We start from the raw sequence: 24,429 nt of genomic DNA, 5'->3' as shown, positions 1-24,429 counted from the left end.
GCGCCGCGCGGGGCCCGCGAGACACCAGCCGTCGCGATGTGAACCGCCTCGCGCCATCGGTCGGCTGACGCGGCTAGGCGCCCGGACTGAAATGCTTCTGCGCCGAACCACGGGCGATCAGGCGCGAAAGGTAGTCGAGCTTTTGCGGGTCGCGGTCGACGAAGCGGAAGATCAGTTGCAGCCATTCGCTGTCGGGTTTGGGTTCGAAGGCGGCGACCGAGTGCAGGTAGCCGTTGAGGCGCGCCACTTCGCCACCGTCGCCCTGCTCCAGGTCAAGCACGGCGCTTTCCAGCACTTGCGGCAAGGTGTCCAGGCGTTTCACCAACAACGAGGCCTCTTTCAGGCTCAGCGCTTTGATCACGCACGCCAGGCTGCCACTGGGCAGGCGCAGTTGCCCTTGGCCGCGACCGGATGGTGCGGCAGCGGCCGGCGCCGGTTTGGCGGCGCCGCCCAGAAGCGCGGCGGCCGAACCGGTGGGCGCCGGCGCAGCAGGTTTTGGTTTGACCACTTCGGCTTTGCCGCCGGTGAGTGCAGACAGCGAGTCGTTGCCAAAGGGCGAGGCGGCGGTTTTCGGGGCGCCGCCCATTAGGGCTTCCAACTTGCCAGCTTTGTGCAGCGCTTTTTTGACTTTGGTGACCAACTGCTCGTTGGTGAAGGGCTTGCCGATAAAGTCGGACACGCCGGCCTGAATGGCCTGGACTACGTTCTCTTTATCGCCACGGCTGGTGACCATGATGAACGGGGTGGTTTTCATCTCGGGCTGTTCGCGGCACCAGCTGAGCAATTCCAGGCCGGAGAGTTCGGGCATTTCCCAGTCGCACAGGATCAGGTCGAACGCCTGTCGCCCAAGAATTTGCTGGGCTTTGCGACCGTTAACCGCGTCTTCAATCTGGATGCCGGGGAACGCATTGCGCAGCCCTTTCTTCACCAGATCACGAATAAACGGCGCGTCATCCACCACCAGCACGCTGATTTTGCTCATCGACCACCCCTTCAGTAATGGCATAAGCATAGCCTCGCCACGCGGCGAATAGGCAAATCGGCTTACGGAACCCGACGGTAGTGCACAAAAACGACAACGCCCGGGCTGGGCCGGGCGTTGTAGCCGTGCTGCGCATACCTGTAGGAGAGGCTTTAGCCTCGAGCTTTTTGACATCGCAAAAAGCATCGCGGCTAAAGCCGCTCCCACAGGGGGGCGCGTGGGGTCAGCCTTTGTCGGCGATCCCTTTCACTTCTTCTTCCATTCTTGCCAGACCCAGGTGTTTAACGTCGGTGCCGCGCACGAGGTAAATCACCAACTCGGCGATGTTCCGCGCGTGGTCGCCGATGCGTTCCAGCGAGCGCAGTACCCAGATGATGCTCAGCACGCGCGTGATGGAGCGCGGGTCTTCCATCATGTAGGTGACCAATTCGCGCAGGGCGGTTTTGTATTCGCGGTCGATGGTTTTGTCGTACTTGGCTACAGACAGGGCCAGGTCGGCGTCGAAGCGGGCGAAGGCGTCGAGCGATTCCTGCACCATTTTGCGCACCTGATCGCCGATGTGGCGCACTTCCACGTAGCCGCGTGGCGACTCGCCGCTTTCGCATAGTTCGATGGCGCGCTTGGCGATCTTGGTCGCTTCGTCGCCGATGCGCTCGAGGTCGATCACCGATTTGGAGATGCTGATGATCAGACGCAGGTCGGACGCGGCAGGCTGACGACGGGCCAGAATGCGGATGCACTCTTCGTCGATGTTGCGCTCCATCTGGTTGATCTGGTCGTCGATCTCGCGCACTTGCTGAGCCAGACCGGAGTCGGCGTCGATCAGCGCGGTAACGGCGTCGTTCACTTGTTTTTCCACCAGGCCGCCCATGGCCAGCAGGTGGCTGCGCACGTCTTCCAGCTCAGCGTTGAACTGGGCGGAAATATGGTGGGTGAGGCTGTCTTTGTTGATCATGTTCTAGCCCTTGGAAACTGGATGTTTGGCACTTCAACGAATCTGGTCTTTGGCAAAGCGTGTCGGGCAAGGCAGCGGGACGCAGACAGTACAACGAGTACGGCAAGTCCCGCTAACGCCGCCCGGCGCGCTTTGACATGGCCAGGGGCTAGCCGTAGCGACCGGTGATGTAGTCTTCGGTCTGCTTTTTAGCCGGGTTGGTAAACAACGTGTCCGTGTCGCCAAACTCGATCAGCTTGCCCATGTACATAAACGCCGTGTAGTCAGACACCCGCGCGGCCTGTTGCATGTTGTGGGTCACGATGACGATGGTGAATTTCGATTTCAGCTCGTAGATCAGCTCTTCCACTTTCAGGGTGGAGATCGGGTCCAGGGCCGAGCACGGTTCGTCGAGCAGCAGCACTTCAGGCTGCACGGCGATGGTGCGGGCGATGACCAGACGCTGTTGCTGACCGCCGGACATACCCAGCGCCGACTCGTGCAGACGGTCTTTCACTTCGTCCCACAAGGCCGCGCCGCGCAGGGAAGCTTCAACGGCTTCGTCGAGTACGCGCTTCTGGTTGATGCCTTGAATGCGCAGGCCGTAGGCCACGTTCTCGTAAATGCTTTTGGGGAACGGGTTGGGCTTCTGGAACACCATGCCGACGCGGCGACGCAGCTCGGCCACGTCTTCGCCTTTGCGGTAGATGTTGTTGCCGTCGAGGTTGATTTCACCTTCAACGCGGCAGCCGTCTACCAGGTCGTTCATGCGGTTGAAGCAGCGCAGCAGGGTCGACTTGCCGCAGCCCGACGGGCCGATAAAGGCGGTCACGCGCTGCTTGGGGATGTTCATTTTGACGTCGTAGAGCGCCTGCTTTTCGCCGTAGAACAGGCTCAAGCCGGGCACTTCCAGGGTCACGGCTTCTTCAGCCAGGGTCAGGTTCTGCTTTTCACGGCCAAGGGCAGAGATGTTGATGCCGTGTGGCTGGGCTTCGTGCTGCATGGAGAAACCTCGATGCGTTGTGTGCGTTTGGCTGACCGGTGCGCTGGTCAGCGAATAGTCGTTCAATTCTTTACTTCGTCATTTCCCGTTCGCGGGGATGACGTTAGTGATCCAGCGCCTTGTACTTCTCGCGCAGGTGGTTACGAATGGCCACCGCCGACAGGTTCAGGCCTGCAATCACCATCACCAGCAGCAACGCAGTGGCGTAAACCAGCGGGCGGGCCGCTTCGACGTTGGGGCTCTGGAAGCCGACGTCGTAGATGTGGAAGCCCAGGTGCATGATTTTCTGGTCAAGGTGCAGGTACGGGTAGTTGCCATCTACCGGCAGCGACGGCGCCAGTTTCACCACACCTACCAGCATCAGCGGTGCCACTTCGCCAGCGGCGCGTGCCACGGCGAGGATCATGCCGGTCATCATGGCCGGGCTGGCCATTGGCAGTACGACTTTCCACAGCGTTTCCGCCTTGGTCGCGCCGAGGGCCAACGAGCCTTCACGCACGGCACGCGGAATACGCGCCAGGCCTTCTTCGGTGGCCACGATCACCACCGGCACGGCGAGAATCGCCAGGGTCAGCGAGGCCCACATCAGGCCCGGCGTACCAAAGGTCGGCGCTGGCAACGCTTCGGCGAAGAACAGGCGGTCAATGGAGCCGCCCAGCACGTAGACAAAGAAGCCCAGACCAAACACGCCGTAAACGATGGCCGGAACGCCAGCCAGGTTGTTCACCGCGATGCGGATGATGCGGGTCAGCGGGCCTTGCTTGGCGTATTCGCGCAGGTAAACCGCCGCCAGCACACCAAACGGCGTGACGATCATGGCCATGATGAGGGTCATCATCACGGTGCCGAAAATGGCCGGGAAGATGCCGCCTTCGGTGTTCGCTTCACGCGGGTCGTCGGAGAGGAATTCCCACAGGTTGGCGAAGTACATGCGCAGCTTGGTGAACACGCCCATGCCATTTGGCTGGTAGGCGTGCACGATCTTGCCGAGGCTGATTTCAATTTCTTTACCGTCGGCTTCACGCACCACGATGCTGTCGCGGTCGACCGCCTGGTGCAGCTCCAGCAGTTGGCCTTCCAGGCCTTTGTATTTGGCGTCCAGCTCTGCGCGCTCGGCTTCGATGTCGGCCTGGGCTTCAGGCGTCAGGGCTTTGTCGAGTTCGAGCTTGCGGGTTTTCAGACGCAGGCGTTCGAGGTCATGGTTGATCGCGCCGATGTCTTTCTTTTCCAGCTTGCTCAGTTGCTCGGCCAGGCCTTCGACGCGAACGATGCGCTCTTGGAGGGTCGGCCAGCCGGCTTCGCCTTCGGCGATCACCTTGCCGCTTTCCTTGACGCTAACCAGCGTGCCGTAGAAGTTGCCCCACTCGCGGCGCACTAGCGTCATGAGTTCAACCGGCTTCTTCTGGTCGACCAGCCAATCGCCGACCAGCCAGGTGAAGTCACTGCCGTAGATGTCACGGTTACCGACTTTCAGCAGCTCGCGGGTCATGAACTCCGGGCCGTTTTCCGGCACCGGCAAGCCAGCACCTTTCAAACGCGCCAGCGGCACTTCTTCGGCCTGCACCACTTCGCCGACCACGGTGTGGCTGGCTTGGCCGGGAATGGAGTAAGTGGCTTGCAGCAGGTCGGCGGGCCAGAAGTGCCCCAGACCGCGGAAGGCAATAACCAGCAGCAGGCCGATGGTCATGATGACGGCGATAGACACCGCGCCGCCGCTCATCCAGATGCCTGGCGAACCGCTTTTGAACCAAGCGTTGAGAGAATTCTTCTTCACGGCATTCATCCTTTAGAGCGCTGCGTATTTCTTGCGCAGACGCTGACGAATCAGTTCGGCCAAGGTGTTCATGATGAAGGTGAACAGCAGCAGTACCAGTGCCGAGAGGAACAGCACGCGGTAGTGGCTGCCGCCGACTTCCGATTCCGGCATTTCCACCGCCACGTTGGCGGCCAGGGTGCGCAGGCCTTCGAACAGGTTCATTTCCATGACCGGCGTGTTGCCGGTGGCCATCAGCACGATCATGGTTTCGCCGACCGCGCGGCCCATGCCGATCATCAGCGCCGAGAAAATGCCCGGGCTGGCGGTGAGAATCACCACGCGGGTCATGGTCTGCCAAGTGGTTGCACCCAGTGCCAGCGAGCCCAGGGTCAGGCTGCGCGGCACGCTGAACACGGCGTCTTCGGCAATCGAGAAGATGTTCGGGATCACCGCAAAACCCATGGCCAGACCGACGATCAGGGCGTTGCGCTGGTCGTAGGTGATGCCCAGGTCATGGGAGATCCACAGGCGCATGTCGCCGCCGAAGAACCAGTTTTCCATGTACGGGCTCATGCCCAGGGCCAGGGTGCCAACGATCAGGATCACCGGGATCAGGGTCAGCGATTCCCAGCCTTCAGGAACGCGCAGGCGGATGGACTCCGGCAAGCGGCTCCAGCCCCAGCCGGCGAGCAAGATGCCCAACGGCGTCAGCACCAGCAGGCTGAAAATGCCCGGCAAGTGGCCTTCTACATACGGCGCCAGGAACAGGCCGGCGAAGAAGCCGAGAATAACGGTGGGCAGTGCTTCCATCAGTTCGATCACCGGCTTCACTTTGCGGCGCATGCGCGGCGCCATGAAGTAGGCGGTGTAGATGGCGGCGGCGACGGCCAGCGGCGCGGCCAGCAGCATGGCGTAGAACGCGGCTTTCAGCGTACCGAAGGTCAGCGGTGCCAGGCTCAGCTTGGGCTCGAACTCGGTGTTGGCGGCAGTCGACTGCCAGATGTACTTAGGTTCGTCGTAGCTTTCGTACCAGACCTTGCCCCACAGCGCGCTGAAGGATACTTCCGGGTGCGGGTTCTTCAGCGTCAGCGGGTGCAATTCGGTGCCGGCTTCAACCAGCAGACGGTTGGCCCGTGGCGACATGGCGAGGGCGCCTTTGCCCTCGACAATTTTTTCCACCAGCAACGTGCGTTCGGCGGTGCTGTGGTAAACGCCCAGCTCACCGGCCGCATCCAGGGCGACGAAGCCTTTGCGACGCTCTTCCGGGTTGATCTGCAGAATCGCCGAATCGCCTTGCTGGAAGTCGCGAATGTGTTTGAAGCGCGAGGAACCGTCCGGGTCGCGGGCCATGAACCACTGGCTGATGCCACCTTTGGAGTTACCCACCATCAGCGAAATACCACCGAGCAACTGGGCGCTGGCGGTGACTTCAGTGTCGGCGTCTTCCAGCAGTTTGTAGCGGCCGTTGAGGCTGCGCTCACGCAGGTTGAACACGTCGGCTTGAGCGCGACCGTTCAACACGTACAGCCACTGTTGGCGCGGGTCGATGTACAGCGCTTTGATCGGGTCGGCGATCTGCGGCAGGGCGATGCGGTCCTGCGTCAGCGTAACTTCGCCGGTCATCATGTTTTCTTCGCTGGTCAGCGACAGCATCAGCAGCTCGCTGCCACTGGAGGCGCCGAGCAACATGGTTTCGTCGTTGGCGTTGATGCTCACGTGTTCCAGCGGGCGACCCTGCGGGTCGATGGCCAGCGGCGCTTCGCCGTAGGGGTAATCGAGCTGCGGGGTGATGGTTTTGTGGTTGTCCGGGTAGGTGACGACGTAGGTGTGTTTGAACACCAGCGCCTGGCCGTTGGACAGACCCAGCACCACCAGATTGTTACCGGCTTGCGCCTGGCCGATGGACGCCACGGTGGCGCCGGCTGGCAGGGTCAGGGGGAAGCGTTTGATTTCGTCGCCGGTTTTGGTGGTGAAGAAAATCACCTCGCCCTTATCGGAAACGCGCATGGCCACCTGGTTCTGCTCTTCAATGGCGAGCAGCAGCGGTTTGCCAGCGTCTTGTTGCAGCCATGCAGGCGTCTGCACCTTCTTCTCGGTCAGCTCGGCGCCCTGGAACAGGGGGAACACCACGTAGCCCAGATAAAAGAAGATCAGCGTGATTGCGCCGAGCACGGAAAGGCCGCCGATCATTACGTACCAGCGGGCCAAATGGTCTTTAAGCGCACGCATACGGCGCTTGCGTTGCAGCTCGGGCGTATTGAAATCAATGCGTCCGGAGGAAGAATTCGCAGTCATGGGGGAATTTGCCAGATCGTTCATGCGCACACCCTAGCGGCTCTGTATGACAGAAACATGACAAAGCAGTGACGCAAAAAACCCACTGAGCAATAACACCAAGTGCAATTGACAGCGGGCTTGCGAAATACGCCGCTCGGGATCACCAAACGGCGCTTATGTGTTCAACGGAGCGGCGGTTAACCGCTCCTGCTGGTCTTAGAGACCCAGGTCTTTCAACGCCTTCTCAGCCACTTTGGCTGGCAGCGGGATGTAGCCGTCTTTGACGACCACTTGCTGACCGGATTGCGACAGAACCATCTTCACGAATTCAGCTTCCAGCGGAGCCAGAGGCTTGTTCGGCGCCTTGTTCACGTACACGAACAGGAAGCGCGACAGCGGGTAGGAACCGTTCAGGGCGTTTTGCTCGTTGTCTTCTACGAACTCGCCGCCTTCTTTCTTAGCCAACGGTACGGTGCGAACGCTGGCAGTTTTGTAGCCAATGCCCGAGTAGCCGATGCCGTTCAGCGAGGAGCTGATGGACTGAACCACCGAAGCCGAACCTGGCTGCTCGTTCACGTTGGCTTTGTAGTCGCCTTTGCACAGGGCTTCTTCTTTGAAGTAGCCGTAGGTGCCCGATACCGAGTTACGACCGAACAGTTGTACTGGCTTGTTGGCCAAGTCGCCGGTGATGCCCAGGTCGCCCCAGGTTTTGATGTCTTTCGGGCCACCGCACAGGCGGGTTGCCGAGAAGATCGCATCAACCTGAGCCATGGTCAGGCCTTTGATCGGGTTGTCTTTGTGTACGAATACAGCCAGGGCGTCGACGGCTACCGGAACGGCAGTCGGCTTGTAGCCGTATTTGGATTCGAAGGCTTGCAGCTCAACGTCTTTCATTTTGCGCGACATTGGGCCCAGGTTAGCGGTGCCTTCAGTCAGAGCGGGTGGCGCGGTGGAAGAACCGGCGGCCTGAATCTGGATATTGACGTTCGGGTACAGGCGTTTGTATTCCTCAGCCCACAGGGTCATGAGGTTGGCGAGGGTGTCGGAACCAACGCTGGACAGGTTGCCGGATACGCCGGTGGTCTTGTTGTAGGCCGGGATCGACGGGTCAACAGCGGCAACCGCGCTTGCGGTGGCGACGCCAGCGGCGACAAAAGTCAGGGCCGCCATCAAACGCTTAAGTTTCATGCCTTGCTCCTAGCAGGATAGGGTTGTGATGGAACGGGCCCAAGTATCTGTAGGCCGTGTGAAGACTCTATGACTTGAATGTGACAATTAGATGAAAGGCCATCATGGAAGCTGCTGCGCTCGGCCATGCGGCGTTGAAGCGCGGGTCGCGATGCTCGCGCATCCCGTCACCCCCGCGAAGGCGGGGGTCCAGAATCGCGAAGCTGCCGTATAACTAAAAGCTGCCAATAAAGCCGCAGCGCAGGTTTTCAAAACAGTGTGAACGTTGTGCTGTCACTTATTGAGCCACTAGCAACGACCCGGAGACCGCCCCATGCATTTCGCTCGTTTACTGCCGCTATCCCTACTGACCGTCGCGTGCGTGAGCTGCGCGGAAACGCCAACCGCCGATGCGCTAAAGGGCTACGGGCCGAAGCCGACCCTGCCGGAACCCGAGTCGGGCCTGCTGCCGACGGTGAACATTGCCAACGCGGTCGGCTGGCCAGTGGGTGGAACGCCGGAAGCGGCGCCGGGCACCAAGGTGAATCTTTTTGCCGAAGGGCTGGACCATCCGCGCTGGCTGCACGTGTTGCCCAACGGCGACGTGCTGGTGGCCGAGAGCAACGCGCCGAAGCCGCAAGATGAAGGCGATTTCAAAATCAAGGAATGGGTGGCCACGAAGATCATGGCCAAAGCCGGCGCCGGCGTGCCGAGCGCCGACCGCATCACCTTGCTGCGCGACGCCGACCACGACGGCATCGCCGAAGTGCGCACCACCTTTTTGAAAAACCTGCACTCGCCCTTCGGCATGGCCCTGGTTGGCAACGACTTGTATATCGCCAACGCCGACGCAGTGGTGCGCGTGCCGTATGTGGCAGGCCAGACCGAAATCAGCGCCGAGCCGACCAAAATCACCGCGCTGCCGGCCGGCCTGAACCATCACTGGACGAAAAACCTGATCGCCAGCCAGGACGGTAAAAAGCTGTACGTCACGGTTGGCTCGAACAGCAACGTCGGCGAAAACGGCCTGGATATAGAAGAAGGCCGCGCCGCCATCTGGGAGCTGGACCCCAGCAGCGGCGACAAACGCCTGTTCGCCACCGGCCTGCGCAACCCCAACGGCCTGGCGTGGGAACCCACTACCGGGGCGCTGTGGGTAGCGGTGAATGAGCGCGACGAAATCGGCAACGACCTGGTGCCGGACTACATCACCTCGGTGAAGGAAGACGGTTTTTATGGCTGGCCCTACAGCTACTACGGCCAGCACGTCGACGAGCGCGTGGAGCCGCAACAGCCAGACCTGGTCGCTAAAGCCTTGGTGCCCGATTACGCGCTGGGCTCGCACACAGCCTCGCTGGGCATCACCTTTGGCGACAAGAGCGCGCTGCCGGATTACAAGGAAGGGCTGCTGGTGGCGCAACACGGCTCATGGAACCGCGAGCCGCGCGCTGGCTACAAGGTGATCTTCGTGCCGTTCAGCGGTGGCAAACCCAACGGCATGCCGCAAGACGTGCTCACCGGCTTCCTCAACCCTGAAGGCGAAGCGCAAGGCCGTCCGGTGGATGTCGCCGTCGACAGCCAGGGCGCGCTGCTGGTGACTGACGACGTCGGCAACAAAGTGTGGCGGGTCAGCGCTTCGAAGTAAGCAGGTACACGCCTACGCAAAAGCCCAGGCCGCACAGCGCGGCCACGTAATAGGCCGGCCCGAGGGGGTCGGTCTTGAGCAGCAGGGTGACGAGCATCGGTGTCAGCCCGCCGAAGATGGCGTAGGCCAGGTTGTAGGAAAACGACAACCCGGAAAAACGCACCACCGGCGGGAAGGCATTGACCATCACAAACGGCACCGCGCCGATGGTGCCCACGAACAGGCCCGTTAGCGCGTAGAGCGGGAATAGCCATTCGGGATGAGCGCTGACCTGCGTGTAGAACGTCCACGAACTGGCCAACAGCAGCAAGCTGCCGACGATAAACACACGGCCCGCGCCGAATCGATCAGCCAAGGCACCAGCCGCTACGCAACCCATACTCAAAAACACGATGGCCAGGCTATTGGCCTGCAGCGCCGTGGCCGCGTTGAAGTGGTAGAGGGTTTGCAACAGCGTGGGCGTCATCAGAATGACCACGATGATGCCGGCCGACAGCACCCAGGTGAGCAGCATCGACAACAGAATCGCGCCCCGGTGATCACGCACCACGGCCTTGAGCGGCACTTCGTCGGCCAGGGCTTTGCGCTGCTGCAGCTCGGCGAACACCGGCGTTTCGTGCAGCCAGCGGCGCAGGTACACCGAGAACAACCCAAACACGCCGCCGAGCAGGAACGGCCCACGCCAGCCGTAGGCCAGCAGTTCTTCGGGCGTGAAGATGCTGTTGAACAAGGTGGCCACCAGCGAGCCCAGCAGAATGCCGGCCGTTAGCCCCGAGGTCAGCGTGCCGCAGGCATAGCCGATGTGCCGTGGCGGCACGTGCTCGGCGACAAACACCCAGGCGCCGGGCACTTCACCGCCAATAGCGGCGCCCTGAATCACCCGCAGCACCAGCAAGGCGATGGGCGCCCAGATGCCGATTTGCGCGTAGGTCGGCAGCAAGCCCATCAGCAAGGTGGGCACGGCCATCATGAAAATGCTCAGGGTGAACATTTTCTTGCGGCCCAGCAGGTCGCCGAAATGCGCCATGACGATGCCGCCCAGCGGGCGGGCCAGATAGCCGGCGGCGAAGATGCCGAAAGTTTGCATCTGCCGCAGCCACTCGGGCATTTCGGCCGGGAAGAACAGCTTGCCGACCACGGCCGCGAAGAACACGAAAATGATGAAGTCGTAAAACTCCAGCGCACCGCCCAGAGCGGAGAGCGACAGGGTTTTGTAATCGCTGCGAGTCAGCGGTCGGGTGGGGACAGGCGTGGGCGAGGCGGCGATGGACATAAAAGAGGGCTTCTCAATCGGCTGAAAGCGCAGCCACAACGGGCGCAAAGCCCCGCGCGGCAGGGCGGCACGATAGCAAATTGCGACAGTTCGACACAGCAATGTAACCATCTCGGTCAATTCTGGAACCCGGCAGTCGTGCTAGGACAAAACCCCCGATATACTGCGGCCTGTCCGCGTCTGGCCCCAGCTAGAGCGGCCGGGTCTTCTGCGAACCCAACTTGCGGCCTGTTAGCCGAGTGAGCAGTCAAGCCCGAGACTGACCACAACCAATAAGAGTGACGGGTAAGAGGCACCCTAGGCATGATCGAACTCGAACAAGAAGACCCAACGCCGCAAGGCGATCTGGCGCTGCAAATTACCGCCCTCCCCCGCGAAACCAATGGCTTCGGCGACATTTACGGCGGCTGGCTGGTCTCGCAGATGGATCTCGCCGGCACGGCCATGGCGAGCAAAGTCGCTGGCGGCCGGGTATCGACTGTCGCCATCGACCGCATGGCCTTTCTGGTCCCGGTTGCCGTAGGCGCCCAGCTTTCCTTCTACAGCCAAACCCTGGAAATCGGCCGCAGCTCGATTCAGATGCTGGTGGAAGTGTGGAGCGATGACCCGCTCTCCAGCGAATGGCGCAAGGTGACCGAGGCGGTGTTTGTGTTTGTGGCTATTGATGGCAGCGGCCGGACACGGCCCGTGCCACGGCGTTAAGCCGCTGTGATTCCCCTCTCCCTCCGGGAGAGGGGCGAGGGGTGAGGGTTGGCCGTTGCGCCAGTCAAGACCGAGTCGCCTGCTGCCCTCACCCTAACCCTCTCCCGTAAACGGGAGAGGGGACTGAATTTCGTACGTCAGGAGCCCCCGAATGTCCCTCGCCACCACCGCCCCCCACGTTGAACGCATCGAACTGGACGAACTGGTGTGCTGGCGCATTCGCACCGCCCACGCCAATTTGCTGATCGCCCAACAGGGCGCGCAGGTGCTGACTTACCAGCCCCACGATCAACAACCGGTCGTTTGGCTGAGCGAGCAAGCCGCCTATAAAAAAGGCCAATCGGTGCGTGGCGGCGTGCCGGTGTGCTGGCCGTGGTTTGGCGACCTGGCGCGAAACCCCGAGCCGATTCAGCAGCAACACGCCGGCGCGTCGGCACCCGCTCACGGCCCGGTTCGTGGCCTGGACTGGCAGTTGCAAGGCATCGACAACGATGACCAGCGCGTGACCCTGCGTTTCACCTTGCCGGCCAACAGCCTGCCCGCGCTGCCCGCCGGCATTGAACTCAGCCTGGACGTTCAGTTGGACGAACGCCTGACCCTCAGCCTGACCACCCGTAACGGCAGCAATCAGCCGTTGGCGATGAGCCAGGCGTTGCATACCTATTTTGCTGTGGGTGACATCCACCAGACGCGCCTCGAAGGCTTCGACCAGACCCGCTACATCGAAACACTGGCGAACTGGGAGCAGCGCACCCAGCACGGCGACATCACGTTTACTGGCGAAACCGACCGCATCTATCTCGATGTACCGGCGCAGGTGAGCATCTTCGATCCGCTGTGGAACCGGCGCATTCACCTGGCCAGCAGCGGCTCGCAATCGGCGGTGGTGTGGAACCCGTGGACCGATAAAGCCCAGCGCTTGAGCCAGTTCGCCGACGACGCCTGGCCCGGCATGTTGTGCATCGAAACCGCCAACGTGCTGGACGACCACCTCACCCTCGCGCCCGGCGCCGCGCACACTATGGCCGTCACGCTCTGGGCTGAATCCGCCTAAACACGGGGGCTCTGCTCAAGCGCCCCTTGCCAATCGCCCGGCACTGTATTGCAATGCGCCATCACTCTTCGCCAGTGCCCGGCTCCCATGCTCAGAAAATTCAGCGCTTCGGCGGGTAAGAACGGCCTGGAAGACACCGGTAAGCGCACGCTGATGCGCCTGATTCTGGTGAGCACGGGCGTAACGCTGAGTTGCTTCGCCGTGCTGCAGTTCCTCGCTTCGCATCCCGCCATCGCCGTGTTCGAGCTGGTCATCAGCGCGCTGCTGGTATGGGGTGGCTGGAAGATTGTGGCGGTGCGCAACCTGGTGCCGTGGATTTACCTGTACCTGATCCCGACCTTCTTTTTTCTTCTGTACATCATCGTCATGCCCGAGGCGTCGAGCGCCGCCTACGTGTGGATTTACATCATTCCGCTGCTCTCGTATTTGCTGCTGGGCCGGGTGCGCGGGTTCCTGTTGACCATGCCGTTCACGCTCACCGCCATTGCCCTGTATTTCGACAAATACCCGCTGCCGGCCGATTCCGCCGCGCTCATCGATGTGCTCAACGCCGTGCTGTGCGGGGTGATGATCATCATCTTTGTGCACCTGTACGAATTCCGCCGCGCCGCTGCCTACGACCAGCTCGAACGCCAGGCGCAAACCGATGCGCTGACCGGGGTGGCCAGTCGCGGCAGTTTTCAGCAGGCGCTGGAGCGCAGCATTCTGGAAGCGGAACGCAGCAGCTTGACGGTGGTGTTGGTGATCATGGATGTCGACCATTTCAAACGGGTTAACGACACCTGGGGCCACGACGCGGGCGATCAGGCGCTGAAGCATATTTGCGAGGGTTTGCGGCTACGGCTGCGCGCCACCGACAGCCTGGGGCGGCTGGGCGGCGAAGAGTTCGGGCTGATTCTGCCCAACACCGAATTGGCGGCCGCCACGCCGCTGGTGGAAAACCTGCGTGAGCACATCGCCAGCCATCCGCTGCGCTATGGCGACGAGGTTATCGCCCTGTCGGCCACCTTCGGCCTGGCCCAGTGGCCGACCGATGGCCTCAGCGCGGCCGAACTCTACCGCTGCGCTGACCAGCGCTTGTTCAGTGGCAAAGCGCTGGGGCGCAACCGCCTGATGGCTACCGACGCCAACGCCTGAGGGCGTTAGCCCAGCGCCGTGTCGAGGAACATCATCACCGCGAAGCCCGCCATCAGGCCCAGCGTGGCCGGGGTCTGGTGGCCGTTGCGGTGGGTTTCCGGAATCACTTCGTGGGACACCACAAAAATCATCGCGCCAGCCGCCAGGCCCATGCTGATCGGATACGCCAAGGCGAAGCCGCTGGAAACGCCAATGCCGATCAATGCGCCCAACGGCTCCATGGCACCGCTCAAAACGGCCAGCAGCGCGGCTTTCATCGACGACATACCGGTGGCCCGCAGCGCCATGGCCACGGCGAGGCCTTCGGGAATGTCTTGGATGGCGATGGCGGTGGTCAGCGGCAGGCCAACACTCATGTCGCCGCCGGAAAAGCTCACGCCAATCGCCATACCTTCCGGGATGTTGTGCAGCGTCACGGCCAACACAAACAGCCACACACGGTTAATGCGCTCGGCTTCCGGGCCGCAGGGGCCGGTGCTGTCGTGTTCGTGCGGGGTAAAACGGTCGAGGCCGAGCATCAGCAACACGCCCAGGCCGAGGCCGACAACCACCGTTAACGCAGCCATGGGGCCGTTGCCGGTAATTTCTTTGGCTGCGGCCAGGCCCGGCAGAATCAGCGAGAAGGAGCTGGCGGCGAGCATCATGCCGGCGGCAAAGCCGAGCATGGTGTCTTGGGTGCGGGCTTTGATCGAGCCCAAGGTCAGGGCGAAAATCGCGCCCAGCGCCGTGGCGCCGAAACCGGCCATGCCGCCGTAAAAGGCGATGTGCAAATGCCCGGAGCCGTCGCCCTGAAAGGCGTTGTAGATGCTCATCACCAGCAACACCAGCACCGCGACGGCAGCGGCGCCGAAACCCAAGGTGGTGAACGGGTGGTTATGCGCCTGGCTAACCCAGGCGTTTCGCATGGCAAGAATGGAAGTCGGCATAGCAGTGAACCGGCGCTGAAAAATGTAAACGCAGATTAAAAGCTATCGCCGCTTGATGGCCATAAGAAAAAATCTATCGTGGAGCACCGGCAACGATGATTACAAATCCGCCTCGGTCACCGCTCGCACGTTGCTGGCATCCAGTGCGTAGGCGGCGTCGGCCAGGTCGTTGCTGACCTTTTCCACTTTCAAGGTGCCGGTCACCCAGAGTGGGTTATAGATGTCGTCGAGCTTCAGGCCTTTGGGATAACGCACCAGCACCATTTGGTTCGGCGGCGGTGGCGGCACGTGGATGCAGGCGCCGGGGTATGGCACGAGGAAAAACAAGGTGCTGCGGCCTTTGGCGTCGGTTTCCAACGGCACCGGGTAGCCGCCGATGCGGATGGTCTTGTTGTTCATCGCCGCCACCGTGTGGGTGGAATACATCACCGCTGGCAGGCCTTTCTCCTGCTTCAAGCCGCCTTTGCTGCTGAACGTACCGTCGCCTTCGGGGGTGTTGTGGCTAATTTCCGGCATGGCTTCCAACGCCTTTTGATCGGCTTTGGGCATCAGCGACAGCCAGTCGGTTTCGGGCAATTGTGCGTGGGCAAAACCACTGAGTAGCAACAGGCTGAACAATAAGCGGCGCATGGAAAAACTCGGGGAAGACGGACGCCGGCGAGTCTATCAGCCGCTAATTGCCAGGTGCAGACCCAGCAGCGCCAAGCCGATAAAGAACAGGCGCTTGAACAGCAGCGCGCTGATGCGCTGCCGCAGCCATTGGCCCAGCGCCATGCCCAACAGCGCCGGCAGCAGCGCCACCAGCGAGGCGCCCAATTCAGCGCTGCCCAACTCGCCACGCCAGAACAGCGCCGCGCCCAACGCCACGGTGGACACCGTAAACGACAGCCCCAACGCCTGTACCAGTGCATCGCGCTGCAACCCCAGGGCTTGCAGATAGGGCACAGCGGGAATCACGAATACGCCGGTGGCGGCGGTCACCACGCCCGTCAGCAGGCCGCACAACGGACCCAGCCACAGTTCCCACGCGGCGGGCACGCGCAGGGTCGGCAGCAACAAACCGCTCAGGGCATACACCAGCAACGCAGCGCCCAACGCATGGGTCATCCACTGACCCGAGCCCAGCCCTAGCCACCAGGAACCGAGCGCCGTGCCGACCACGATCGTCAGCAGTAACGGCCACAAGCGCAGCCACAACGGACGCAACGCGCCGCCGATTGCCAGCTGCCAGAGGTTGGTAACGGTAGAGGGAATGAACAACAGCGCAGCGGCCTGTGGGGGCAGCATCGCCAGCCCCAGCAAGCCCATGGCCACCGTGGGCAGGCCAAGGCCGATCACGCCTTTGACGGTGCCGGCCAATACGAACGTGGCCAGCACCAGCACGGTCAGGGCAACGCCAAGGTGCTGATAAAACGCGAAGAAGTCAGTCATCGCGCCATGCTGCGCGAATCACGGGCGGCGAATCAACCGCCCGTTGCGGCAATGCGGCTTAGCGCTTCTTAACGATGCCGTAGATGACCAGCAGAACGATCGCGCCGACTACCGCGCCGACAAAGCCGGCCGCTTCGCCCGCCTGATACAGGCCCAGCGCCTGGCCGCCGTAGGTGGCTGCCAACGAACCGGCGATACCCAGCAGGATGGTCATGATCCAACCCATGCTGTCGTCGCCCGGCTTGAGGAAGCGCGCGATCAGGCCCGCGAAGAAACCAATAATGATGGTGCCGATAATGCCCATGGAAATCCCCTCTCAATGGCAAAGGTGCCAACGCTGGCACCTGAAATCAGAGAGTAGGCGAACGGGGAGGTTCCATGTTTAGGTCCAGGCAACCGCGACCCAGGCGAAAGGCCGGCGCTTATTTGATCAGCGCTTGAACCTTGGCCACTTGCGCATCCAGCGTGGCGCGGTCGACGCTGCGCACGGTGGCGTGGCCCACCTTGCGGCCAGCCTTGAACGCTTTGCCATAGTGGTGCACGTGGCAGTCATCGATGGCGATCACCTGCTCAACCGCCGGCACTTCGCCGATGAAGTTGAGCATGGCGCTCTCGCCCAGCTTGGCGGTAGAGCCCAACGGCAGGCCGGCGACGGCGCGCAGGTGGTTCTCGAACTGGCTGCACTCGGCGCCTTCAATCGTCCAGTGCCCGGAGTTGTGCACCCGTGGCGCGATTTCGTTGGCCTTGAGGCCGCCATCCACTTCGAAGAATTCGAAGGCCAACACGCCCACGTAATCGAGCTTGGTGAGCACGCGGCTCACGTAGTCCTCGGCCAGCGCTTGCAGCGGGTGGTCGGTGCTGGCGATGGACAGGCACAAAATGCCGTTCACATGGGTGTTGTGCACCAGCGGGTAGAAACGGGTTTCGCCATCGCGGGCGCGCACGGCCACCAGCGACACTTCGCCGGTGAACGGCACGAAGCCTTCGAGCAAGCACGGTACGCTGCCCAACTCGGCGAAGGTGCCGACTACATCTTCAGGCTTGCGCAGCACTTTCTGGCCTTTACCGTCGTAGCCCAGGGTGCGGGTTTTCAGCACCGCAGGCAGGCCGATGGTGGCGACGGCGGCGTCGAGGTCGGCTTGCGACTGAATGTCGGCGAACGCGGGCGTGGGAATGCCCAGGTCTTTGAACATGCTTTTTTCGAACCAGCGGTCGCGAGCGATGCGCAGGGCGTCGGCGCTGGGATAAACCGGCACGAACTGCGACAGGAAGGCCACGGTTTCAGCCGGCACGCTTTCGAATTCGAAGGTCACCAGGTCCACTTCGTCGGCCAGTTGGCGCAGGTGCTCCTGGTCGTTGTAATCGGCGCGCAAGTGCTCGCCCAAGGCAGCTGCGCAGGCATCTGGCGCCGGGTCGAGAAAGGCGAAGTTCATGCCCAGCGGCGTGCCCGCCAGCGCCAACATGCGACCCAGTTGGCCGCCACCGATTACACCGATTTTCATCTTTTACCGCCCCATTCGAAACTCAGACACAGCGGCGCTCGGCGCCGCATAAAACCGGCGTGGCATCAGGCGATGCGCGGGTCCGGGTTATCCAGCACGCTGTCCGTTTGCTCGGTACGGAATTGCTTCAGCGCGGCGTGGAACTGCGGGTGTTGATGGCCAAGAATGCTCGCCGCCAACAAGGCCGCGTTCACCGCGCCGGCCTTGCCGATGGCCAGGGTGGCGACCGGAATGCCGGCTGGCATTTGCACAATCGACAACAGCGAATCGACGCCCGAGAGCATCGACGACTGCACCGGCACGCCCAGCACCGGCAGGTGCGTTTTGGCCGCGCACATACCTGGCAAATGGGCCGCGCCGCCAGCGCCGGCGATGATCACCTGAATGCCACGGCCTTCGGCTTCTTCGGCGTACTGGAAAAGCAAATCCGGGGTGCGGTGAGCGGACACAACCTTCACTTCGTAAGGAATGCCCAGCTTCTCCAGCATATCGGCGGTGTGGCTAAGGGTGGACCAATCGGACTTGGAGCCCATGATCACGCCAACCAGTACGCTCATCGTCGTGCCTCTTCTCATTGGCGCCTGGCGGCGCGGCAAAAACTAACAAGCCACGCTGGAAAACCAGGCGTGGCTTGTATGCGAGACCGGAGCGAAGCCGGCCAAAGGCCGCGCAGTATAACGTAAAGATTCGGGAAAACAGTACCCGCCAAAAGCGACCGTTTGGCGGGGCATTCGCGCCACGTTCGAGCCATTTGAACGCGGCGCGGGCACTGGCCTGTCAGGCCTTGGCGGGGTCGCCGTCTTCCCGGATCTCTTGGTAGCGACGCTCCAGTTCCTGGCGCAAATCGCGGCGCTGTTGCGCTTGGCGGAAGCGGCGCTTTTCATCGGCGCTTTCCGGCTCCAGCGGCGGCACCACGGTTGGGCTGCCGTTATCGCCCACAGCCACCATGGTGAAAAAGCAGCTGTTGGTGTGGCGCACCGACTTTTCACGGATGTTTTCGGTCACCACTTTCACGCCGATTTCCATCGACGTGCGCCCGGTGTAATTCACCGAGGCGAGAAAGGTCACCAGCTCACCGACATGCACCGGCTCGCGGAAAATCACCTGGTCCACCGACAAGGTCACCACGTAAGTACCGGCATAGCGGCTGGCGCAGGCGAAGGCCACTTCGTCGAGGTATTTGAGCAGCGTGCCGCCGTGCACGTTGCCAGAGAAGTTGGCCATGTCGGGCGTCATCAAGACGGTCATTGTCAGCTGGGAGTTTCCGGGTTCCATGGTCGTCTCGTTTGCCCTGAGAAAGTGAGCGCGCAAGCCTGACGGCAAACGCGCACTGGCGCTGTTTAGCATTGGCTATGGGAACGATGCAACGCCCTTGCGCGTCACGTCCGGGCGAACCGCTTAGCGGCTGCCGGCCAGACTGCGCGCGCGGCAGGCGGGCAACTCTTCGACCAGGTCGCTGGCGCTGCAAGCCAGGCCATAGCGTTCGCGCAATGCCGCCAGTTCGCCGGCGTGTTGTTCAAGGAAGCGGTTGAAGCGTTCCAGCAACTGCGGATGCTCGAGCGTGCTCAAGTGAAAACTGGTGCGCGCCAGCGGCAACTGCGGGTCTGCCACCAGGCGCTCGCCCGGCTCGCCCATTTCCTGCAATTGCAGACGCACCACTTCGGCGTTGGCGTACACCGCATCGATGCGCCCGCGCAGCGCCATGCGAATCAGCCCACCAATGTCATTGGCTTCAAGCAACTCCACCTCACCGCTGGCCATCTGCTCAGCCCAGGCTTGCGGGGTGAACCCACGCACCGTGCCGAGCCGCTTCACCGCCGCTCGGCCCATGCCCAGGCGTTCGTGCAGCACCAGCGTGGCGTCCACCAGATTGATGGCGGCATGGCTGTAATACATGCGCCGGTCGCCCTTCAACTCGCGCGACCATTGCGGGTTGTCGGGAAAGATCACGTCGAGGTTTTCGCTATTGAGCAAATCGTGGTGCAGGCGATTGAGCGGACGCGGCAGCAGTTGCAGCGTCATCTTTTGGTCGTCGGCGAAGCGCTGCAACAGCTCCACCGCATAACCTTCCACCGGCTGCCCGGGCTGGGCGCGAAAGTACGGCATGTAGTCGTGGCTTTCGATGCCCACACGCAGGGTTTCGGCTTGAGCCGAGCCCACCGTCAACACCATTGCCAGCCACCAACACCACCGCATACGCCCGCTCCGAAACGACTGATTAAAACGTAGCAGCTAACACGCCGTCAGGCATGAACCAGATACCAGCGCCAATCCTGCTCACCGACCTCGCCCATGAACTCGCGGTATTCGGTGTACTTGATGGCCAGATACACCTTTAGGTACGCCTCGCCGAACGCCTCTTTGGCCCAGTCGGACTGCTCCAGCGCTTTCAACGCCGTCAGCCAATCGGTGGGCAAGAACTCCGTGGCCTGGGCATAGCCGTTGCCGGTAATCGGCGCGCCGGGGTCGATTTGCTGGCGAATGCCGTGCTGCATGCCCGCCAGAATCGCCGCTGCCGCCAGATACGGGTTGGCGTCGGCGCCGCAAATGCGGTGCTCAATATGCCGACTCACCGCCGGCCCGCCTGGAACCCGCAGCGACACGGTGCGGTTGTTAATGCCCCACGTCAGCGCCAGCGGCGCATAGCTGTTGGCCTGGAAGCGGCGGAACGAGTTGGCGTTGGGGCAGAACAGCGCGAGCGAGTCGAGCAGCGTGTGCATCATGCCGCCGATGGAATGGCGCAACAGCGGCGTGCCAGCCGGGTCTTCGCTGGCGAACAGGTTATTGCCCTCGGCATCGGCCAGGCTGACGTGCATGTGCATGCCGGTGCCGGCCAAATCGCCAAACGGCTTGGCCATAAAGCACGCCTGCAAACCGTGTTTGTTGGCCACGCCTTTGACCAGCCGCTTATAGCGCACGCCTTCATCGATGGCCTGCAACGCGTCGAAACGGTGCTCCAGAGTGATTTCCACCTGCCCGGGCGCGTATTCCGAAATGGCCGTGCGCGCCGGCAAGCCCTGGGCTTCGCAGGCGTCGTACAGATCGTTCAGAAACGGCTGCAACTGCTCCAGCTCGTACACGCCGTACACCTGAGTGGCATGGGGACGCGCGCCGTTGGCCTGTCGCGCCGGCAGCGGTCGGCCGTTCTCGCCACGCTCGCGGTCGAGCAAATAAAACTCCAGCTCCACCGCCATCACCGGATAAAAACCGTCCGCTTTCAGGCGTTCGATCACGTTCACCAATACGTGACGCGGATCGGCCACCGCTGCCGGCAATCCCTGTTGCGGATGCATGCTCACCTGCACCTGACCGGTGGGCGGTGTGCGCCACGGTTGCAAGGTCAGGCTGCCGGGCAGCGGGTAGGTCCAGCAATCGGCGTCGCCGACTTCCCAGACCAGACCGGTGTCTTCAACGTCGTCGCCATTAATGGTCAGGCCAAGAATGGTGCTCGGCAGCGGTCGGCCGTTGGCGTACATCGCCAGCAGCTCGTCGCGGTGCAACAGCTTGCCGCGCGGCACGCCGTTGCTGTCGATTAGGAACACTTCGATGCTGCGCACCTGCGGATTGGCAGCGAGGAAATCGTGGGCTTCCTGAATGTTGGCAAAGTCCATGGGGGTTACTCGCTCTGTTCGCGCGCGCCGGGCAGAGCCAGCAATTCGGTGAGTGCCTGATCGAGGGTGGCGAGCAGGCGGTCGACGTCAGCGGCCGTGGTGTCGGGGCAGCACAGAGTCATGTTGTGGAACGGCGTGATCAGAATGCCGCGGTTGATCAGGTACAGGTGCAAAGCCATTTGCAGCGCATCGTGGAACGCCGCCTCGGCTTCAGCCCCGGTGGCCGGCAGCCGCGTGCAGAACTGGAACTCGCAGCGCGCGCCCAATTGCGTGACTGACCAGGCCAACTGGTGCTTGCCGATCAGCGCCGCAAAGCCCTGAGCCAGGCGCTCGGCCAACGGCAACATGTGGGCGTAGGCGCTTTCAGTCATTACCTCTTCAAGGTTGACGCGCATGCAATGCATCGCCAGCGCATTGGCCGATAACGTGGTTCCCATGCCGCTGTGGCCGTGGCTTTGCCCGTGACTGCTGGCGCGGCTGCGCGCTTCGATCATGGCCTGGGCCATGGCGGCGCTGCAGCCATACACCGAACATGGCACGCCGCCGGCAATCGGTTTGCCGAGGGTGATGAAATCCGGCTCCAGGTTCCACACGCGGGTGCAGCCGCCGGGGCCGGTGGAGATGGTGTGGGTTTCGTCGATGATCAGCAGCGTGCCGTAACGGCGCGTGAGTTCACGCAGCTTCGCCAGGTAACCGGGCGCGGGCAGCACCATGCCGATGTTGGTCATCGCCGGCTCGCAGAGTACGGCGGCGACGTCTTCGCTTTGCAGCGCTGCTTCCAATGCGGCGAGGTCGTTGAACGGCACGCTGCGGCTGTGCTCGGTGAGGTCGTAAGCCTGGCCGAGCAAACCAGGGCGGTGCACGGTGCGGCCGTCTTGCCAGCGCACCATCACGTCATCGACGGTGCCGTGGTAGCAACCGTCGAACACCAGCAGGGTTTTGCGCTGGGTGATCGCGCGGGCCCAGCGCACCACAAAGCGGTTGGCGTCGGTGGCGGTGGTCGCCACCTGCCAATAGGGCAAGCCGAAACGCTCGGCGAGCAATTCGCCCACCACCACGGCGTCTTCGCCTGGCAACATGGTGGTCAGGCCATTGGCGCCCTGCTCGGCCAGCGCGCGGGCAATCGGCGCGGGGGAATGGCCGAACATACTGCCGGTATCGCCGAGGCAGAAATCCACGTACTCATGGCCGTCGACATCGTAAAACCGAGCGCCTTGCGCGCGGCTGACAAACAGCGGCGAGGGCGTCGACCAATCGCTCATCCAATGCATCGGCACGCCACCAAACAGCGAACCGCGTGCCCGTTCGGCGAGGGCGACAGACTTGGGATTATCGGCAAGAAAACGCGCGCGCTCTTGGGCGGCAAATTGTTCGATTACGCGGTCACTGATGCCACTGGCAGTCATGGGAAACGTCTCGTTAGAAAGTTGCCACATGCTGATTTGTGATCACAGTTGTGTCAAGCGGACTCCGTATTGCGTATTTTTGGCGAAATTCTTAAAGTCTGTGATCACAAACATCAGCCAGTGAGCGACCGTCATGACCCACGAATGCAGCCTGACCCTGAACCAACTGCCGGCGCCGCCGGTTCTGGCCGAGTAACGCACCCATGGCCGAGAACCTCCAGGACCTGCTCTATCAGCAACTGCGTGCCGGCCTACTGGCCGGGCAATTCAAACCCGGCGAACGCCTGAAAATCCGCGACCTCGCCGCCGCACTCGGCACCAGCCCCATGCCCGTGCGCGCCGCGCTACAGCGATTGGTGGCCGAAGGCGCCCTGGAGGGCGAACCGCAACGGTCGCTGCGGGTTCCAGCCATGACCCGTGAACGGTTTCTGCATATTTTCCAGGTGCGTTTGGCCCTCGAAGGCCTGGCCGTAGAGCTCGCCGCAACCCAACTGAGCGCCGATGACATGGCCGTGCTGCAAGGCTGCGTCGAGCGCATGGAAGAAGCGCTGGAACGGCGCGATGTGCAGGGTTATCTCAACGACAACAGCCAGTTCCACCTGACGCTGTACACCGCCTGCCGAAATCCGATTCTGCTGCGCCAGATCGAGAGCCTGTGGCTGCAAGTGGGGCCGTTCTTTAACCGGCTGTTTACCGAGGCGGATCTGTCGCTGCGCCTGAATGACTTCCACGACGACACGCTGAAAGCGCTGCAGGCCGGAGACGGCAAAGCCGCCCGGGCGGCGATGGAGCAGGATTTGACGTATTTTGGGAATTTTTTGCTGAATTTGCTGGAGCTGGAGGGGGTTCAGGCGGGGACATCCGTCATTCCCGCGAAGGCGGGAATCCAGAATCTTTAGTCAGGCGCTATCTTGGGCGCGCCACGAAAATAGCCTCCAAGTCCGAAATACTGGATCCCCGCCTTCGCGAGGATGACGGCTGTACGTGTTGGAATCGCCGTCAACCTCGCGAAACCAGCGATCCGCCGCCTGCGCGGGAATGACGGATGTGTGGTTAAAACTCCGTCATCCTCGCGCACGCGGGGATCCAGAATCTTGAGTCAGGCGCTGTCTTGGACGCGCCACGGAAATAGCCGCCAGGTCCGACGATTCGGGTTCCAGCGTATCCAGCCGAGCGCCTCTCCCAACCCCCAACAACCACTCAACTCTCCAGCCACACCTCACGCGCCCACTTCCACACCGAGTCCCAGCTTTCGTCGGTGAGGTCTTCTTCATCGCCGTCCCACAGCAACACGGTGCCGTCGAGTTCGACGCAGTAGTAGTTGCCGTTGTCTTCGCACAACGGAATCAGTTCGCGCGGCACGCCGAGCGACCAGGCCACCGAGGCCACTTCCGGCAAATAGGTGTGGGATTGCGGGTCGGTGACGGTTACCGGCTCCAGGCGCCCGTACACCACGTCGCTGACTTTGAGCAGAAACTCGCGGAATTCGAATGGAATATTGATCAGCAGCTGCTCTTCAATTTCCACCAGCAGCTCTTCATCCGGCAGTTCAAGGGGCACCGGTACCTTCTCGTTGAGCTCACGCAGCTCGTCGATCACTTCTTCCATGGCGGGCTCTCCTCG

23 protein-coding genes are annotated in these 24,429 nt (G+C 62.1%); 5 read left to right on the top strand and 18 right to left on the bottom strand.

Features of this window, described 5'->3' with window-relative positions:
• Positions 1-73: 73 nt before the first annotated feature.
• The 6 genes from ACZZZU_RS15160 to ACZZZU_RS15135 all read right to left on the bottom strand — a co-directional run bounded on the left by ACZZZU_RS15160 (position 74) and on the right by ACZZZU_RS15135 (position 8,140).
• Positions 74-982, bottom strand: a complete 909-nt coding sequence (locus tag ACZZZU_RS15160; RefSeq protein ID WP_122492358.1) for a response regulator — start codon at positions 980-982, stop codon at positions 74-76.
• Between the two features lie 223 nt (positions 983-1,205).
• A complete protein-coding gene (gene phoU / locus ACZZZU_RS15155; RefSeq protein WP_122450000.1) occupies positions 1,206-1,937 on the bottom strand; it encodes a phosphate signaling complex protein PhoU in 732 nt (243 codons plus the stop codon).
• 148 nt (positions 1,938-2,085) lie between these two features.
• The gene (pstB, locus tag ACZZZU_RS15150; protein WP_122492357.1) at positions 2,086-2,919 is read right to left on the bottom strand and encodes a phosphate ABC transporter ATP-binding protein PstB; all 834 of its coding nucleotides are present in this window, start codon (positions 2,917-2,919) and stop codon (positions 2,086-2,088) included.
• Positions 2,920-3,022: 103 nt separating this feature from the next.
• Positions 3,023-4,702 carry a phosphate ABC transporter permease PstA gene (pstA, locus tag ACZZZU_RS15145; protein WP_463384388.1) on the bottom strand — a complete coding sequence of 560 codons (1,680 nt, stop codon included), beginning with the start codon at positions 4,700-4,702 and terminating at the stop codon, positions 3,023-3,025.
• A gap of 3 nt (positions 4,703-4,705) precedes the next feature.
• The gene (locus ACZZZU_RS15140; protein ID WP_463551082.1) at positions 4,706-6,994 is read right to left on the bottom strand and encodes an ABC transporter permease subunit; all 2,289 of its coding nucleotides are present in this window, start codon (positions 6,992-6,994) and stop codon (positions 4,706-4,708) included.
• A gap of 174 nt (positions 6,995-7,168) precedes the next feature.
• A complete protein-coding gene (locus ACZZZU_RS15135) occupies positions 7,169-8,140 on the bottom strand; it encodes a phosphate ABC transporter substrate-binding protein PstS (protein WP_463384386.1) in 972 nt (323 codons plus the stop codon).
• A gap of 313 nt (positions 8,141-8,453) precedes the next feature.
• Here ACZZZU_RS15135 and ACZZZU_RS15130 point away from each other — a divergent pair, with 313 nt between their 5' ends.
• Positions 8,454-9,764, top strand: a complete 1,311-nt coding sequence (locus tag ACZZZU_RS15130; RefSeq protein ID WP_463551081.1) for a PQQ-dependent sugar dehydrogenase — start codon at positions 8,454-8,456, stop codon at positions 9,762-9,764.
• Here the strand turns inward: ACZZZU_RS15130 and ACZZZU_RS15125 are convergent.
• On the bottom strand, positions 9,748-11,037 hold the full coding sequence (locus ACZZZU_RS15125) for an MFS transporter (RefSeq protein ID WP_463551080.1): 1,290 nt from the start codon (positions 11,035-11,037) through the stop codon (positions 9,748-9,750). The genes ACZZZU_RS15130 and ACZZZU_RS15125 overlap by 17 nt on opposite strands.
• Before the next feature lie 303 nt (positions 11,038-11,340).
• Between ACZZZU_RS15125 and ACZZZU_RS15120 the strand changes: the two genes are divergently transcribed.
• From ACZZZU_RS15120 to ACZZZU_RS15110, 3 genes are all read left to right on the top strand, one after another.
• Entirely contained in the window at positions 11,341-11,739 is a 399-nt protein-coding gene (locus tag ACZZZU_RS15120; protein WP_108095192.1) for an acyl-CoA thioesterase, read from the top strand.
• A gap of 151 nt (positions 11,740-11,890) precedes the next feature.
• Positions 11,891-12,793: a D-hexose-6-phosphate mutarotase gene (locus ACZZZU_RS15115; protein ID WP_463551079.1), complete on the top strand. Its 903-nt coding sequence runs from the start codon at positions 11,891-11,893 to the stop codon at positions 12,791-12,793.
• An 87-nt stretch (positions 12,794-12,880) separates the two neighbouring features.
• On the top strand, positions 12,881-13,930 hold the full coding sequence (locus tag ACZZZU_RS15110) for a GGDEF domain-containing protein (RefSeq protein WP_463551078.1): 1,050 nt from the start codon (positions 12,881-12,883) through the stop codon (positions 13,928-13,930).
• Between the two features lie 5 nt (positions 13,931-13,935).
• On the opposite strand, the gene ACZZZU_RS15105 is transcribed toward ACZZZU_RS15110, so the two are convergent.
• From ACZZZU_RS15105 to ACZZZU_RS15060, 10 genes are all read right to left on the bottom strand, one after another.
• Positions 13,936-14,856 (bottom strand): ZIP family metal transporter, encoded by a 921-nt coding sequence (locus ACZZZU_RS15105; protein ID WP_463551077.1) that lies wholly within the window; start codon positions 14,854-14,856, stop codon positions 13,936-13,938.
• Positions 14,857-14,955: 99 nt separating this feature from the next.
• A complete protein-coding gene (locus ACZZZU_RS15100; RefSeq protein ID WP_463384380.1) occupies positions 14,956-15,486 on the bottom strand; it encodes a DUF3299 domain-containing protein in 531 nt (176 codons plus the stop codon).
• A gap of 36 nt (positions 15,487-15,522) precedes the next feature.
• Positions 15,523-16,287, bottom strand: a complete 765-nt coding sequence (locus tag ACZZZU_RS15095; RefSeq protein ID WP_463551076.1) for a sulfite exporter TauE/SafE family protein — start codon at positions 16,285-16,287, stop codon at positions 15,523-15,525.
• A gap of 58 nt (positions 16,288-16,345) precedes the next feature.
• Entirely contained in the window at positions 16,346-16,591 is a 246-nt protein-coding gene (locus ACZZZU_RS15090) for a GlsB/YeaQ/YmgE family stress response membrane protein (protein WP_463551075.1), read from the bottom strand.
• 118 nt (positions 16,592-16,709) lie between these two features.
• Complete coding sequence (locus ACZZZU_RS15085; RefSeq protein ID WP_463551074.1) at positions 16,710-17,789, bottom strand: 5-(carboxyamino)imidazole ribonucleotide synthase; 1,080 nt, start codon at positions 17,787-17,789, stop codon at positions 16,710-16,712.
• Between the two features lie 65 nt (positions 17,790-17,854).
• Positions 17,855-18,346 carry a 5-(carboxyamino)imidazole ribonucleotide mutase gene (gene purE / locus ACZZZU_RS15080; RefSeq protein ID WP_122449988.1) on the bottom strand — a complete coding sequence of 164 codons (492 nt, stop codon included), beginning with the start codon at positions 18,344-18,346 and terminating at the stop codon, positions 17,855-17,857.
• A 220-nt stretch (positions 18,347-18,566) separates the two neighbouring features.
• Positions 18,567-19,064 carry an acyl-CoA thioesterase gene (locus tag ACZZZU_RS15075; protein ID WP_122492345.1) on the bottom strand — a complete coding sequence of 166 codons (498 nt, stop codon included), beginning with the start codon at positions 19,062-19,064 and terminating at the stop codon, positions 18,567-18,569.
• Between the two features lie 123 nt (positions 19,065-19,187).
• Entirely contained in the window at positions 19,188-19,985 is a 798-nt protein-coding gene (locus tag ACZZZU_RS15070; protein ID WP_463551073.1) for a substrate-binding periplasmic protein, read from the bottom strand.
• Positions 19,986-20,032: 47 nt separating this feature from the next.
• Entirely contained in the window at positions 20,033-21,400 is a 1,368-nt protein-coding gene (locus tag ACZZZU_RS15065) for a glutamine synthetase family protein (RefSeq protein ID WP_463551072.1), read from the bottom strand.
• A 5-nt stretch (positions 21,401-21,405) separates the two neighbouring features.
• The gene (locus ACZZZU_RS15060) at positions 21,406-22,806 is read right to left on the bottom strand and encodes an aspartate aminotransferase family protein (RefSeq protein ID WP_463551071.1); all 1,401 of its coding nucleotides are present in this window, start codon (positions 22,804-22,806) and stop codon (positions 21,406-21,408) included.
• Between the two features lie 203 nt (positions 22,807-23,009).
• On the opposite strand from ACZZZU_RS15060, the gene ACZZZU_RS15055 reads away from it, so the two are divergent.
• Positions 23,010-23,705, top strand: a complete 696-nt coding sequence (locus ACZZZU_RS15055) for a GntR family transcriptional regulator (RefSeq protein WP_122492341.1) — start codon at positions 23,010-23,012, stop codon at positions 23,703-23,705.
• Positions 23,706-24,006: 301 nt separating this feature from the next.
• Here ACZZZU_RS15055 and ACZZZU_RS15050 read toward each other — a convergent pair whose 3' ends face one another.
• A complete protein-coding gene (locus ACZZZU_RS15050) occupies positions 24,007-24,414 on the bottom strand; it encodes an SMI1/KNR4 family protein (protein WP_110615634.1) in 408 nt (135 codons plus the stop codon).
• Between the last annotated feature and the right edge of the window lie 15 nt (positions 24,415-24,429).

The organism is Pseudomonas sp. AC136, from assembly GCF_979258585.1.
Note: the sequence above shows the minus strand (reverse complement) of the source record. Positions and strands in the feature narration are given on the sequence as shown.